The sequence below is a fragment of the Nannocystis sp. genome (genome assembly GCF_016714285.1).
Classification (GTDB): domain Bacteria; phylum Myxococcota_A; class Polyangia; order Nannocystales; family Nannocystaceae; genus Nannocystis.
This window is the reverse complement of the sequence record NZ_JADJNN010000008.1, coordinates 36464-49743: the sequence shown is the minus strand read 5'-3', so window position 1 is coordinate 49743 and position 13280 is coordinate 36464. Positions and strand designations below refer to the sequence as shown.

At 73.1% G+C, this 13280-nt stretch carries 11 protein-coding genes and 1 pseudogene; 5 read left to right on the top strand and 7 right to left on the bottom strand.

Translation table 11 applies throughout. The features are described 5' to 3' along the window. Window positions 1-3: 3 nt before the first annotated feature. On the top strand, window positions 4-546 hold the full coding sequence (locus IPJ59_RS15385) for a DUF1003 domain-containing protein (protein WP_293272294.1): 543 nt from the start codon (window positions 4-6) through the stop codon (window positions 544-546). Window positions 547-578: 32 nt separating this feature from the next. Here IPJ59_RS15385 and IPJ59_RS15380 read toward each other — a convergent pair whose 3' ends face one another. From IPJ59_RS15380 to IPJ59_RS15370, 3 genes are all read right to left on the bottom strand, one after another. Next, complete coding sequence (locus IPJ59_RS15380) at window positions 579-2438, bottom strand: alpha/beta hydrolase-fold protein (protein WP_293272293.1); 1860 nt, start codon at window positions 2436-2438, stop codon at window positions 579-581. Between the two features lie 50 nt (window positions 2439-2488). After that, window positions 2489-4030, bottom strand: a complete 1542-nt coding sequence (locus tag IPJ59_RS15375) for an FG-GAP repeat protein (protein ID WP_293272292.1) — start codon at window positions 4028-4030, stop codon at window positions 2489-2491. 93 nt (window positions 4031-4123) lie between these two features. Next, the gene (locus tag IPJ59_RS15370) at window positions 4124-4471 is read right to left on the bottom strand and encodes a hypothetical protein (protein ID WP_293272291.1); all 348 of its coding nucleotides are present in this window, start codon (window positions 4469-4471) and stop codon (window positions 4124-4126) included. A 63-nt stretch (window positions 4472-4534) separates the two neighbouring features. Between IPJ59_RS15370 and IPJ59_RS15365 the strand changes: the two genes are divergently transcribed. Both IPJ59_RS15365 and IPJ59_RS15360 read left to right on the top strand, forming a co-directional pair. Beyond that, window positions 4535-5461, top strand: a complete 927-nt coding sequence (locus tag IPJ59_RS15365) for a hypothetical protein (RefSeq protein ID WP_293272290.1) — start codon at window positions 4535-4537, stop codon at window positions 5459-5461. Window positions 5462-5504: 43 nt separating this feature from the next. Next, window positions 5505-7034, top strand: a complete 1530-nt coding sequence (locus tag IPJ59_RS15360; protein ID WP_293272289.1) for a serine/threonine-protein kinase — start codon at window positions 5505-5507, stop codon at window positions 7032-7034. Window positions 7035-7120: 86 nt separating this feature from the next. Here IPJ59_RS15360 and IPJ59_RS15355 read toward each other — a convergent pair whose 3' ends face one another. Then, window positions 7121-7594: a hypothetical protein gene (locus tag IPJ59_RS15355; protein WP_293251966.1), complete on the bottom strand. Its 474-nt coding sequence runs from the start codon at window positions 7592-7594 to the stop codon at window positions 7121-7123. 101 nt (window positions 7595-7695) lie between these two features. Between IPJ59_RS15355 and IPJ59_RS15350 the strand changes: the two genes are divergently transcribed. Further along, the gene (locus IPJ59_RS15350; protein ID WP_293251964.1) at window positions 7696-8370 is read left to right on the top strand and encodes a hypothetical protein; all 675 of its coding nucleotides are present in this window, start codon (window positions 7696-7698) and stop codon (window positions 8368-8370) included. On the opposite strand, the pseudogene IPJ59_RS15345 reads toward IPJ59_RS15350, so the two are convergent. The 3 genes and pseudogenes from IPJ59_RS15345 to IPJ59_RS15335 form a co-directional block, all read right to left on the bottom strand. Continuing rightward, window positions 8363-9741: pseudogene (locus tag IPJ59_RS15345) on the bottom strand (dihydrolipoamide acetyltransferase family protein). The gene IPJ59_RS15350 and the pseudogene IPJ59_RS15345 overlap by 8 nt on opposite strands. 93 nt (window positions 9742-9834) lie before the next feature. After that, complete coding sequence (locus tag IPJ59_RS15340; RefSeq protein WP_293251960.1) at window positions 9835-10815, bottom strand: pyruvate dehydrogenase complex E1 component subunit beta; 981 nt, start codon at window positions 10813-10815, stop codon at window positions 9835-9837. A gap of 3 nt (window positions 10816-10818) precedes the next feature. Further along, window positions 10819-11742, bottom strand: coding sequence for a thiamine pyrophosphate-dependent enzyme (locus tag IPJ59_RS15335; RefSeq protein WP_366524607.1), 924 nt, complete (start codon window positions 11740-11742; stop codon window positions 10819-10821). A 379-nt stretch (window positions 11743-12121) separates the two neighbouring features. On the opposite strand from IPJ59_RS15335, the gene bioB reads away from it, so the two are divergent. Further along, window positions 12122-13225: a biotin synthase BioB gene (gene bioB, locus IPJ59_RS15330; protein ID WP_293251956.1), complete on the top strand. Its 1104-nt coding sequence runs from the start codon at window positions 12122-12124 to the stop codon at window positions 13223-13225. The last annotated feature ends 55 nt before the right edge of the window (window positions 13226-13280 follow it).

Here is a 13280-nt window from a genome sequence, read left to right as displayed (position 1 = left end):
GCCATGCAGCCCCCCGAGCCGACCGGCGACCCCCGTGAACTCGACGCCCAGGAGCTCCGCGTCGTCGAGGCCCTGCGGGCCGGAACGGCGATCAGCCGCGACGTTCAGCAGGCCCTCGACGACGAGCGCACCTTCGGCGAGCGCATCGCCGACCGCATCGCCAGCTTCGGCGGCTCGTGGACCTTCATCCTGATCTGCCTCGGCGTGCTCGCCGTGTGGATCGTCTTCAACATCTCGCTCGGCCGCGGCGCCTTCGACCCCTTCCCCTTCATCCTGCTAAACCTCGCCCTGTCGATGCTCGCCGCCCTCCAGGCCCCGGTCATCCTCATGTCGCAGAACCGCCAGGCCGCCCGCGACCGGGCCGACGCCGCCCACGACTACGAGGTCAACCTCAAGGCCGAGCTCGAGATCCGCTACCTCCACGAGAAGCTCGACCTCCTGCGCGAGCGCCAGTGGTCCGAGCTCGTGCAGATGCAACAGCAGCAGATCCAGCTGCTCGAGCGCCTGCTCAGCGAGGCCCGCCGCGACGGCCAGCCGGCGCCCTGAGCCGCAGCGCCCCCGCGGCCCTCACCCGTCGCTCAGCGCACCAGGATCGCCACCCGACGCAGCTCGAGCAGCTGCCAGTCGAGCCCCAGCTCGAGCCCCGGGATCGTCAGCTCGCCCGTCGCGTTCGCGCTCGCCTCGCCCGACTGCGCGCCGAAGCGCCACGCCACCACCTCGCCCGGCCGCAGACGAAACGCCTGCACTCGCCGCGGCGTCACGTCGACCACCACCGGCAGCTCGCCGTCGAAGCGATCGCCACGGCTCGGGTACCCGGCCGCCGGCGCATCCTCACCGTCGCCGTCGTGGACGTGCAGCGGCACGGCGAAGCGGTCGAGCGTGTCGACGATCGCGGTCGCGTCCCAGCGCAAGAAACGATTGAGCGCCCCCGCGATCTCGCCGTTCCAGCCGGTGTCCCCCGCCACCTCCAGCACGCCCGCGTAGCCGGCGTTCACGTCCCAGCTCTGCTTGCCGTTGCCGCCGCCGTCGCCCGGATCGCCGTCCGCCGACGACAGGCTGAAGGCCGGGAACGCGAGGTCGCTGCGCAGGAAGCTGGTCCCGTCGTAGATCGGCGAGAAGCTCTCGTCCCACCAGCCCGCGCCGAGCTTCGGGTCCGCCGGACCGTGCGCCCCCTCGTCCCACACCGCGAGGTGCCCGACCGCCAGCCCCTGCAGCGCGTCGTAGAAGCGCTCGCCGGTCCGCGGGCTCGCCCGCACCGCGGCCCCGAAGTGGATCGTCGGGTCGTCCTTGCCGTGCCGCACGAACAGGTACTGCTCGCGCGCCTCCGCCGACGTCGCCAGCACCCACGTCAGGTCGAGGCTGTCCCACACCGGCGCGTCGCTCGGACCCCACAGCCCCTCGAGCTGGGCCACGCGGGACGGCCGGTGGTTGCGCGGCACCGACTGCCCGAGCTGCGCGCTCAGGTACGCGAAGTGCCGCGCGTACCACAGCCCCAGCGTCATCGCCCCGGCCCCGCCCATCGAGCTCCCGGCCACGTACACCCGCCCCGCGTCGGCCTGCGGATACGACTCCAGCACCCAGCCGAGCAGGTGCATCACCCGCCGCTGCGTGTAGTCCGGCACGTCCACGCCGAGCGGGTCGGCGTCCGGCAGGCCGGCGTCGTAGCCCCACCAGTAGGTGTTGTCCGGGTCGTGCGGGCCGATGCGAAACTCGCTGGCGCTGCCGCTGCTCGGCGGCGTCGCGGTGCCGATCCCGTGCAGCCCGATCCGCACCGGGAAGCGCTCAGCCTCGTCCATGAACGCCGGCACCATCACGAACGCAGCGAACTCCTGGCCGGCGTTGCCCGGGCTCGCCAGGTAGTCGTCCGGGATCTGCGACAGGGTGATGCGAGTGAAGCCGTCGAGCTCCTCGACCCCGAGGATCTCCGGTTCGGGCGGACGGATGCTGTCGCTCGCCGCGACCTCCACCGCGAGCGTGCTGCGGCGCGCCCCGTCGTCGGCGACGATCGTCACCGTCCATTGCTGCCCGCCCTGGATGAAGTCCGGCCGGAACCGCAGCACCCGCGCCGGCTCGTCCCAGCTGGCCCCGGGCGGCAGCCCCAGCGCCCACACCCGCAGCGGATCGCCGTCGGGATCGTGGACCGTCAGCGCCAGCGCCAGCGACTCATCCTCTGCGACGCTCTGCGGCCCCGGGTCGACGATCTCCGGCGCCTGGTTGCCCGCGTCCAGCATGCGCCCCTCGGACTCACCGCCGCTGCTCTCGCCGACCTCGCCGCTGCTCTCACCCGCCGCGCCCCCGCTGCCGCCGCTGCCCCCGCTGCCCTCGATCTCACCGCCCTCGCTCGCCTCCTGCGCCACCGCCCCGGTGTAACAGCCAGCGACGAGCGCGACCCACATCATCCCGATCCCGATGATCGCTGCCGTGTTGCGTGTGTGCATGGCCGGCGTTCGTCCGCGACGCCGCCCTCGTTGCAGCGGCAATGAAACTCTTACATCCCGACCCGGCGACTCGCCACCCGTCGCCTGCGCAAACTCAGCAGCAGCGCGAAGCACCACGCGGCGGCGACGCCGCTGGGCCGCGTCGCCCCGCAGGCGCAGCCCGCCTCACCCGGCTCGAAGCTCACGCCCGGCGGGCCCGTCCCGCTGCTGCCTTGCTCTGGACCGCCGGTCGTCGGCGTCGTCGCCGCCCCGCCGCTCGACCCCTCGCCCCCGCCGCTGCTCGAGCCGGCCACCGCGCACAGCGACACCTCGGCGCACACATCCTCGCAGCAGCGGGCCTCCGCCCCGCAGTCGAGGTCGTCGACGCAGCCCTCCCCGACCGCCTGCAGCAGCCCGAACACCTGCGCCGAGCCAGGCGCCTTGCTCATGTTGGGCGGATTGGCCGGCGCGTCGTCGAAGGGCGCGCCGAGCAGCGCCGCCTGGTCGGACAGCGCCGCGCCGACGCCGAGCAGATCGCCCGGCACCCCGTCGTCGGCCCGCAGCGCCGCCAGCATTGTCAGCGCCTCGCCGCTGCCGCGAAACAGGTACCCGCCCCCGCGCGAGCCGATCGCGTCGACGAACTCGTAGCCCCAGCCGGCCACCAGCGCGTGCTCGGACGTCAGCGCCACCCGCCCGCCGAACACCTCGAACATCGTCGGCTCGTCCGCGGTCAGCTCCTGCGTCTGCGTCCAGGTGTCGCCGCTGCGCACGAACAGGTACGCCGCCCCGAGCTGACCATTGCGGCCGTACGCCCCGACCAGCACCCGCTCCCCCGCCACCGCCACCGTCTGCCCGAAGAAGTCGTCGATCACCCGGTCGCCCGCGATCACCAGCTTCTGCGCCTGCGTCCACGTCGCGCCGAAGCGCGTCCACACATAGGCCGCCCCGCGCGCCCCCTCCTTGCCTGGCGCCCCGATCACCGCGATGTCGCCGTCGACCGCGATCGCCAGCCCGAAGCGATCGCCGGCCTCGCTGTCGACCGGCGTCAGCGTCTGCGTGGCGACCCAGCTGCTCGCCTCGTCGAACACATGGGCCTTGCCCGTCACCATGTCGACCGGCGGCAAGCTCTCGACCGTCTCGCCGACCAGCACCTGCCCCTGCGCCACCCCGACCGCCGCGCCGAAGCGGGCCCCCACCGTCGGCAGCGGCGACCCGAGCAGCGTCGCCATCGTCCAGCCGAGCCCCCGCGTGTAGCGGTACAGGTAGGTCTGCCCGACGGCGTTGGCCCCGGGCGCCCCCACGGCCAGCAGATCACCGCGGATCGCCAGCGAGCTCCCGAGCGCCCGGTTCGGGCTCGTCGTCGTCAGCTCGTCGTAGGTCAGCGTCACCGTCCAGGTGTCGCCGCTGCGCTGCAGGAGATAGAACGCGCCCGCGCCCAGGTACACCGAGGTCCGCGTCGGCGCGCCAATCACCGCGAAGTCGCCGTCGACCGCGATCGCCGACCCGAACTGATCGCCCGCCCCGCGCACGGGCGCCACGATCGGCTGCTGCTGCGCGTGCACCGGCACCATCGCCGCCGCCACCACCGGCACCAGCCCCAGCCCCAGCCACAACCCGCGCCAAAGGCCCGCCGACCACAGCCGCCCCAGCCCCTCACGGCGCCGCCTCCGGGAAGCACAGCGACGCCGTCCCGCCATCGACGCCTGTCACCGCGGCGCAAAGATGTCCTCGGGACATGTCTCTCCGTCCATGCACGAAAGGACACACAGGTGCCGCTCGCCGACCCCCGCGCAGCGAGCCGGCGCGTCGCCGTCGGCCGGCTCCGGACAGCCCGCGTCGTCCTCGCAGGCCAGCGTGCACAGCCCGCGCAGGCCGCTGTCCGCCGGCGGCAACAGGCAGCCGAGCAGCCCGGCCTCCGCGCAGCTGTCCGCGCTCAGGCACGGCGTATAAGCCAGGAAATCCGGCACGAAGCAGCCGAGCAGCCCCCCGAGAGCCAGCCCCGCGGCGCCCCTCAGCGAGCGCCGGCCGGCTCGTCGCTGGCTCCGCGCGAACATCGGCCGATGCTATCACCCTCGTCGGCTTGCACCGGGGCCGGCCATCGGTGATCCTGCACACCGGTGTACCTTGCGGCTCGCATTTGCCCGCGAAAGCGCCAGGATCGCGGCCCAGCGGGCCTGCAGGCGGGTGCCCGCCAGGGCGCCAGGGGCCTGCGGACCCTGATCGCCGCCGTCGTCCTCGCCCTCGCGACCCCGGCCCACGCCGGCGCCCACAGCAGCGAGGCGCCGCCATCCGACGAGCGCGCCCGCCTGGAGGCGATCTACGGCGCCGCCAACGAGGCCACCCAGGCCGGTGACTTCGCCGCCGCCGCCGACCGCTACGCCGAGGTCCTCGCCCTGCTCGTCGAGTCGCGCGAGACCCACGAGAGCCGCGCCCTCGCCCTCCTCGACAGCGTCGCCGCCCGCCGCCAGGCCCACGCCCGCAGCCACGACCCCGCGCAGCTGTGTCGCGCCCGCACCCTCGTCCGCGACTACCTCGCCGCCGCCGACGCGGCCCACGGCCTCGCCGCCCACGAGCTCGACGGCGTGCGCCAGGCGCTCCAGCTGCGCGACGAGCTCGACGCCCAGCTGGCCGAAGCGACCTGTCCCGAAGACCAGCCCGTCGCCGAGGTGCCACCGCCGCGTGCACCCCCGCTGCGCCTCGCCCCCGCCCCGGTCCCCGGCCCCGACCCGCGGGTGATCGCCGGCGCCGCCCTGCTCGGCGCCGGCGGCCTCTGCCTCGCCCTGTTCGCCACCGGCCTCGGCGTCGGCGCCCACGCCGAGTCCCGCCTGCGCGACGAGCGAGCCGCCGATCCCGGGCGCGATATCGACGCCCTGCTCGCCGAGGGCCTGATCCAGCGCGGCCGCGCCGGCAACCGCCTCGCCGTCGTCGGCGGTGTCCTGGCTGGCGTCACCCTCGTCGCCGGTGCGGCCCTCATGGCCCTCGCCAAGACGCGGCCGCGGACCCGCGTCGCCGTCGGCCCCGGCGGCCTCGGTCTGCGCTTTTAGCCAACGTTCACGCGCTCAAACCTGGCTAGGATCCCGGGGCTCGATGGTCCCGACCACACCCCCTGCGTCCGACAGCCTGCCCGCCGGAGCCCTGCGCTTCGACGACCCGGTCGGCACCGTGATCGCGGACCGCTACCGCATCCTCGAGCACCTCAGCGACGGCGGCATGGCCACCGTCTACCTCGCCGAGCACGTCGCCGTCGGCCGCCAGCTCGCCATCAAGATCCTCCACCCCGACCAGGCCGTGCAGCCCGACGTCGTCCGTCGCTTCCTGCAGGAGGCCCGCGCCGCCTCGCTGGTGCGAAACCCCCACGTCGTCGACATCATCGACGTCGGCTTCACCCCCGAGGGCCTCGCCTACATGGCGATGGAGCTGCTCGACGGCGAGGACCTCGCGACCCTGCTCGCGCGCAGCGGCCCGCTCCCGTGGGCCCGGCTCGGCCCGATGGTCCTGCAGATCTGCGACGCCCTCACCGCGACCCACGCCCGCGGCATCGTCCACCGCGACATCAAACCCGAGAACTGCGTCGTCACCGACTTCAACGGCGCCCAAGACTACGTCAAGATCATCGACTTCGGCATCGCCAAGGACCTCGCCGGCAACCTCCACGGCGACCGTCCGCGCACCGTCAGCGGCTCCGTCTACGGCACAGCCGCCTACGTCGCCCCCGAGCTCCTCTCCGGCAAGACCGCCGACCACCGCGTCGACATCTACGCGCTCGGCATCCTCATGTACGAGCTCCTCCTCGGCGAGCGCCCGTTCACCGGCGAGGCCCTCGCCGACATCCTGCTCGGCCACCTCCAGCACCGCCCGGCCCCGCTGCGCAGCAAGATCCCCGCGCGCGTGTCCGAGGCCGTCGACGCCCTGGTCCTCCGCAGCCTCGAGAAGGACCCCGCCCAGCGCTTCCAGAGCATGGCCGAGCTCGCCGAGGCCGTCGCCGCCACCCTCGATCCCGACACCCTGCAGATCGCGATCGAGAGCGGCGCCGTGCCGACCGGCTCGTACCTCACGGCCATGCGCCGCGAGGCCTCGCGCGCCCACCGACCCGTCCCCCCGACGCGTCGCCGTCCCCTCGGCATCTACCTCGGCGCCGCCCTGCTGGTCGTCCTCGCGACCGGCGCGCTCACCTGGGCCCTCATCCCCGCCGCGCCCGAGCAGCTCCAGACCGACGCCCCCGCCCCGCCGCTCGCGCTCGCCGAGCCCGTCCCTGCGCCGCGCCTGCCCCTGCACCTCGCCCCGCCCGCCCCGCCTGCGACCCGCGCTCCGCCCCCGCGCGTCGAACCAGCCGCGAGCGAGCCGCCCCGCCCCGTGCGTCTGCAAGTCGCCGCCGTGCGCAAGGAGATCGACCGCAAGATCGCCCCGAAGGCCCGCGCCTGCCTGGCCCAGCACACCCGCCTGATCAAGGGTCAGCAGTTCCCGGTCCGCGTCGAGATCGACCCCAGCGGCGCCGCCCGGGCCACCGCCACCCTCGCCAGCAGCCCGGCCGCCCGCTGCATCGCCGACCTGTTTCGCCGCCACCGCTTCTCGCAAAACCAGGGCGGCCTGACCCTCGACCACGCCTTCACGCCCTGATCGCCGATCACCGCTCGGCGATCCGCGAGCACCGATCTTCGGGGCAGCGTCGGCGATCAGCGATCGTGCCCGGTGACGGCCCGCCGTCACGGCTGCGCGGGCGTCGGCGCGAGACGAACCCCTGGCCGCAGCGACGCGCTCGGCCGCGGCGCACGCGGCCTGAAGTACTCCGGATGGCGATTGCGGTGGCGCTCGACCGCCACACCGAACGGGATCGCCGCCAGGAAGCCCGCGCTCATCACCCCGCCCGACACCGCGAACACGGCCGGCATCCCGGGTGGCGGCGCCGTGTCGGCCGGTCGCGCCAGGTTGGCGTTGGCCAGCAGCATCCCGAGCCCGACGATCCCGAACGCGAGGCTGGTCGCCAGCCCGGCGATCAACGCCCGGTCGCGGTCCAGCACCTGCTGCCGCGTCGTCCGCCCCGATGACCCCGACGCCCCCGACGAACTCGATGCCACCGGCATCCGCAGCTCGCCGTTGGTCCGCCGCGGCCCGCTCGCGCACGCCAGCGGCGCCACGACCACCGCAGCCACGAGGAGAATTCGAGGCAGTCCCCGCACGTCGCCACCCTACCACGGACCCGCGCTACCCCGACACCCCACCGCCGCGAGCAAGCCCGCGCCCACCGGCCCCCCCGCCGCCGCATGCTAGCGTGCCCGCCTTGTTCAGCTCGCTCGACTGCGTCGACCTCGTCTACACCGACCCTGCGGGCCGCACTCGCTGGCTGCAGACCGACCACCGCCGCCCCGCCCACATCGAGGCCGAGCCCGAGCTCTCCCTGATCTACGCCGCCCTGCGCCTGCGCTCGCCGCGGCGCGACTTCCCGATCGATGCTCCGCCACCTGTCCTCGAGTACAGGTGCCAGCATCTGCCGCCCGCCTTCCTGCGCGCCGCGATCGCGGCCGCCGGCGCCGAGCTGTGGACCGACGTCCATCACCCCTTCGCTGGCGTCCCGCCCGACCTCACCGCGATCGTCCGCCTCGCCCTCGCCGGCCTCGCCACCCGCATCGCGCGCGATCGCGGGCTCGGCCGCGACCTCGCCGGCCTCGCGCAGCTCGAGCAGGCCACCCCGATCGTCCTCCGCGACGCCGACGAGCTCCGCCACTGGCGCGCCGTCGTCGAGCTCGCAGCCTTCGCCGGCGAGCTCCTGCGAGCCCGCCACGGCGGCCGCTGGATCCTCGACGACGAGCACGCCGCCCTGTCCCTCGCGTTCCTCGCCGCCGACGACCCCACCCCGATCGACCTGATCGAGCTCGCGATCCAGCGCGTCGAGGGCGACGCGAGCACCAGCCTCGCCGCCCTCGTCACCGCGGTCAGCGGCCGCTCGCTCAGCTGAACATCGCCAGCGGCGCCTCGAGCAGCGCCTTCAGCGTCTGCAGGAAGCGGGCGCTGTCGGCCCCGTCGAAGGCCCGGTGGTCGGAGCACATCGTCACGCGCATGACCTTGCGGATCACCACGGCCCCGTCCTCGACCACCGCCTCGTCGGCCGTCGCCCCGACCGCGAGGATCGCCCCCTCGCCCGGGTTGATCACCGCCATGAAGCTCTCCACGCCGAGCATCCCGAGGTTGCTGATCGTGAAGGTGCTCCCCGCCATCTCCTCCGGGCGCAGCTCCTTGGCCTTGGCCGCAGGCCGAGGTCCCGCGTCTCGCGCGAGATCGCCGTGATCGACTTCTGCTCGGCGAAGCGGACCACCGGCACCACCAGCCCGTCGTCCAGCGCGACCGCCACGCCGACGTGGATGTCGCCGTGCTCGACGATGCCGGCCTCGGTGTAGTTGGCGTTCACCTTCGGGTGCTTGCGCAGCGCCTTGGCGCAGGCCAGCACGATGAGGTCGTTGACGCTGACCTTGGTCCCGTCGACCGCCGCGTTGATCTCGGCCCGCACCGCCAGCGCCCGGTCCATGCGGATCGCCGTCGTGAGGTAGATGTGCGGCGCCTCGCGCTTGCTCTGGCCCATGCGCTTGACGATCGTCTTGCGCATCTGGCTCAGCTTGATCGTCCGCGCCGGGCGCGACACGTAGGGCCGCCCGTCGGCGTCGACCTCGGCCGTCGCCGCACCCACGGACTTCACGGCGGCCGCGGCCGTCGCTCCCCCCGAGCGCGTCCCCGCAGCAACCGGCGCCGCAGCAGCGCTCGTCCCCGCAGCCGCAGCGGTCGCTGGCGGCTTGCCAGCCGCCGCGATCGCCTGGTCGACGTCCGCCTTCACGACCCGCCCGTGCGGGCCGCTGCCGCTGATCTCGCCGAGCTCGAGGTCGTGCTCCCGCGCCAGACGCCGCGCCAGCGGCGACGCCGGCACCCGCGCGCCGTCCCCGGCTGGCTTTTTGGACATGTCCTTCGCTACCTGGCCTTCGGGACTGCTCGCCGCCGCCTCGGCCACCGCCGCTGCCGGCTTGCTCGCCTCAGCCGCCGCTGCCGGCTTGCTCGCCTCAGCCGCCGGCGTCGCCGCTGCCGGCTCGCTCGCGCCAACACTCGCGCCGGCACCCGCGCTCGCCCCGTCCGGGCTCTCGCCCGCCTGCCCGAGCACGGCGATCGGCGCCCCGAGCGGCAGCGTCTCGCCCTCCGTCGCTATCAGCTTGAGCACGACGCCCGAGTCGAATGACTCGAACTCCATCGTCGCCTTGTCGGTCTCGATCTCGGCGATGACCTGGCCGCGCTTGACCTTGTCGCCGACCTTGATCCGCCACTTGGCGATCACGCCCTCTTCCATCGTGTCGCTGAGTCGCGGGAGCTGGACCACGGTTGCCATGGCGTCTGTTTCCTTCTGTCGCTTCTATCGCCCGTTATCGCCCGTTATCGCCCGTTATCGCTTGTAGAGCACCTTTTTGACCGCCGCGAGCCCCTTCTCGGGGGTCGGCAGGCACAGGTGCTCGAGGTTCTCGGCGTACGGGAAGGGCACGTCCTCGTAGCACTCGCGCAGCACGGGCGCGTCGAGGTGGTCGAAGGCCAGCTCCTGAATGCGGGCGATGACCTCGCAGCCGACCCCGCCGTAGGGCCAGCCGTGGAACAGCACCACCGCGCGGTTGGTCTTCATCACGCTGGCGAGGATCGCGTCGGTGTCGAGCGGCCGCAGCGTCCGCAGGTCGATCACCTCGACCTCGATGCCCTCCTTCGCCGCCAGCTCGGCCGTCTTCAGCGAGATCGGCACCGCCTGCCCCCAGGTGATCAGCGTGACGTGCTTGCCCTCGCGCTTGATGTCGGCCTTGCCGATCGGGATCGTGTACTCCTCGTCGGGCACCTCGCCCTTCACCGAGTACATCAGCTCGGCCTCGAGGAAGACCACCGGGTTGTCGTCGCGGATCGCCGACTTGAGCAGCCCCTTGGCGTCGTAGGGGGTCGCCACCGCGACCACCTTGAGCCCGGGGATGTGCGCGTAGAACGGCTCGAATGCCTGGCTGTGCGTCGAACCCAGCATGTGCGCCGCTGCGTTCGGCCCGCGGAACACGATCGGCACCCCGAACTGCCCGTGCGTCATGTGCCGGATCTTGGCCGCGTTGTTCAAGATCTGGTCGAAGGCCACGGCCGAGAAGTTGAAGGTCATGAACTCGATGATCGGCCGCAGCCCGCACATCGCCGCCCCGATCCCGACCCCGGCGAAGCCGGTCTCGACGATCGGCGTGTCGATCACGCGCCGCGCCCCGAACTGCTCGAGCAGCCCCTCGCTGGCCTTGTACGCCCCGTTGTAGTGGCCGACCTCCTCGCCCATGAGGAACACCCGCTCGTCGCGGAGCATCTCCTCCTTCATCGCGTCGCGGATGGCTTGACGGATCTGCAAGATGGCCATGGCTTACTCCCCCACCAGGATGTTCTCGAAGCGCGCCTCGGGCGGCGGCTGCGGCGTCGCCTCGGCGAACTCGTAGGCCGCGTCGACCTCGGCGATGATCTTCGCGTCGTGCTGCTCGAGCGTCGCCTCGTCGAGGCCGTGCAGCTGCTGCAGCGCCAGCAGCGTGCGCTCGAGCGGGTCCTGCAGCCGCCAGGTGTCGACCTCCTCCTTCTGCCGGTACTTCGCCGGGTCGCTCATGCTGTGCCCGCGGAAGCGGTACGTGATGAGCTCGAGCAGGCTCGGCTGGTTGTCGGCCCGCGCCCGGTCCACCGCCGCGGCGATGCGGGCCCGCGTCTCGTGCACCGAGGTCACGTGAAAGCGGTCGCTGTGAAACCCGTAGCCGGCCGCCCGCGCCGTGATGTCCTCGACCGGCACGCTGCGCTTGAGCGGCGTGCCCATCGAGTACTGGTTGTTCTCGACGACGAACACGATCGGCAGCTTCCACACCCCCGCCAGGGTCATGCCCTCGTGCACCGGGCCGATGCCGACCGCCCCGTCGCCCATGAACACCAGGGTCACCGCGCCGTCGCCGGTGTACTTGCTGGCGAAGGCGTGCCCCGTCGCGACCGGGATGTGGTTGCCCACGATCGCGTAGCCGCCCCACAGCTGGTGCGCCTTGTCGAAGAAGTGCATCGACCCGCCCATCCCGCCGACCAGCCCCGCCGCCTTGCCGAACAGCTCCGCCGCGCAGGCCTTGATGTCGCTGCCGAGCGCGAGGGCGAAGCCGTGGGTGCGGTACGCCGAGACGACCCGGTCGTGGGCCGCGATCGCCTGCTTGGTCGCCACCGCGATCGCCTCCTGGCCGATGTAGAGGTGGAGGAAGCCGCTGATCTTCCCGCGCGTGTACGCGCGCGCGGCAGACTCCTCGAAGCGACGGATCCGCAGCATCGCCAGATAGTCGCGCAGCGTGTCGTCCTTGCTCTGGCCCTTGAACTGGGCGGCGATCTCGGCGGCGGCGTGCTCCGCCGTCGTCGTCGCCGCGGCCTCGGATGTAGCAGTGGATGCGGTCATCACGATCTCCCCCTCGCAGGGCGCCGGGAGGGTAACACAGCTCCCCCGCCGCGATAGCCTCCCCGGCCGCGCGAGGCCCCCTCCTGCCACCGCGCTCGCCTCCCCTCGGCCGCACGAGCCCGCAGACCACCGCGATCGCCTCCCGCCGGCCGCACGAGCTCCCTCCGACCACCCGCGCAGGGCCATGCACGCCGCCGTCGCAGCCTGAGCGCTGCGCACTCGGCCACGCCGGTCGCCTGCGGTATATCTCGCGGCCATGCAGCATGAAGCGCGGCCCCTCGATCTCCCCGCCCCGCACGCGATCGCCGATCGCGTCCTCGCTGGCGAGCTCGACGCGCTCGACGCTGCCAGCCTGACCCGCTACCTCGCCGGTGAGCACGACACCTGGGAGCTCATCGCCGCCGCCGACCGCGTCCGCCGCGGGCGCTTCGGCAACCACGTCCACCTCTGCTCGATCGTCAACGCCAAGCAGGGCGGCTGCCCCGAGGACTGCGGCTTCTGTGCCCAATCGAAGCACTTCGACACTGGCGTCAGCGCCGAAAAATTCCTCACGCACGATCAGATGGTCAGCGCCAGCCTGCGCGCCCAGGCCCAGGGGGCCAGCGCGCTCGGCCTGGTCACCGCCACCCGCGGCTACGAAGACGGCTCCCGCGCGCTCGAGCACATGGTCGAGGGCATCCGCGCCGTGCGTGAGGCCGGCTTCACCGAGGCCCACGCCTCGCTCGGCTTCGTCAGCAAGGCCGGCCTGCAGCGGCTCAAGGACGCCGGCATGACCGAGTTCAACCACAACCTCGAGACCGGCCGCGGCTACTTCGGCGAGGTCGTCACCACCCACAGCTACGACGACCGCATCGCCACCATCCGCCACGCCAGGGAGCTCGGCCTGCGCACCTGCGTCGGCGGCATCATGGGCATGGGCGAGCGCCCCGAGCACCGCGCCGAGCTGGCCATGGACCTGCGCGCCCTCGACGTCGACGAGGTCCCGATCAACTTCCTCGTCAGCGTCGACGGCACCCGCCTGGCCCGCTCCGAGCCGCTGCAGCCGCTCGAGATGCTGCGCATCATCGCCTGCTTCCGCCTCGCCCTCCCGCGCCAGAACATCTTCATCGCCGCCGGTCGCCAGCACCTCGGTCAGCTCCAGCCGCTCATCTTCAGCGCCGGCGCCTCCGGCATGATGATCGGCGACTTCCTCACCACCCCCAACCGCTCGGTCCAGGACGACCTCGACATGCTCGCCCAGCTCGGCCTCGAGGGCTCCGTCTGCGGCGCCCCGCGCCCCGAGCTCGCCGCAGCGGCCGCTTCCCCCCGTGCGCCGGTCCGCCGCCTCCCCGTCCTCGGCGCCCGCCCCGAGCTCGCGTAATCACCACCGCCGGGATGCAGCTCGCCCAGGCCACGATCTTCCTCGCCGCCGCCCG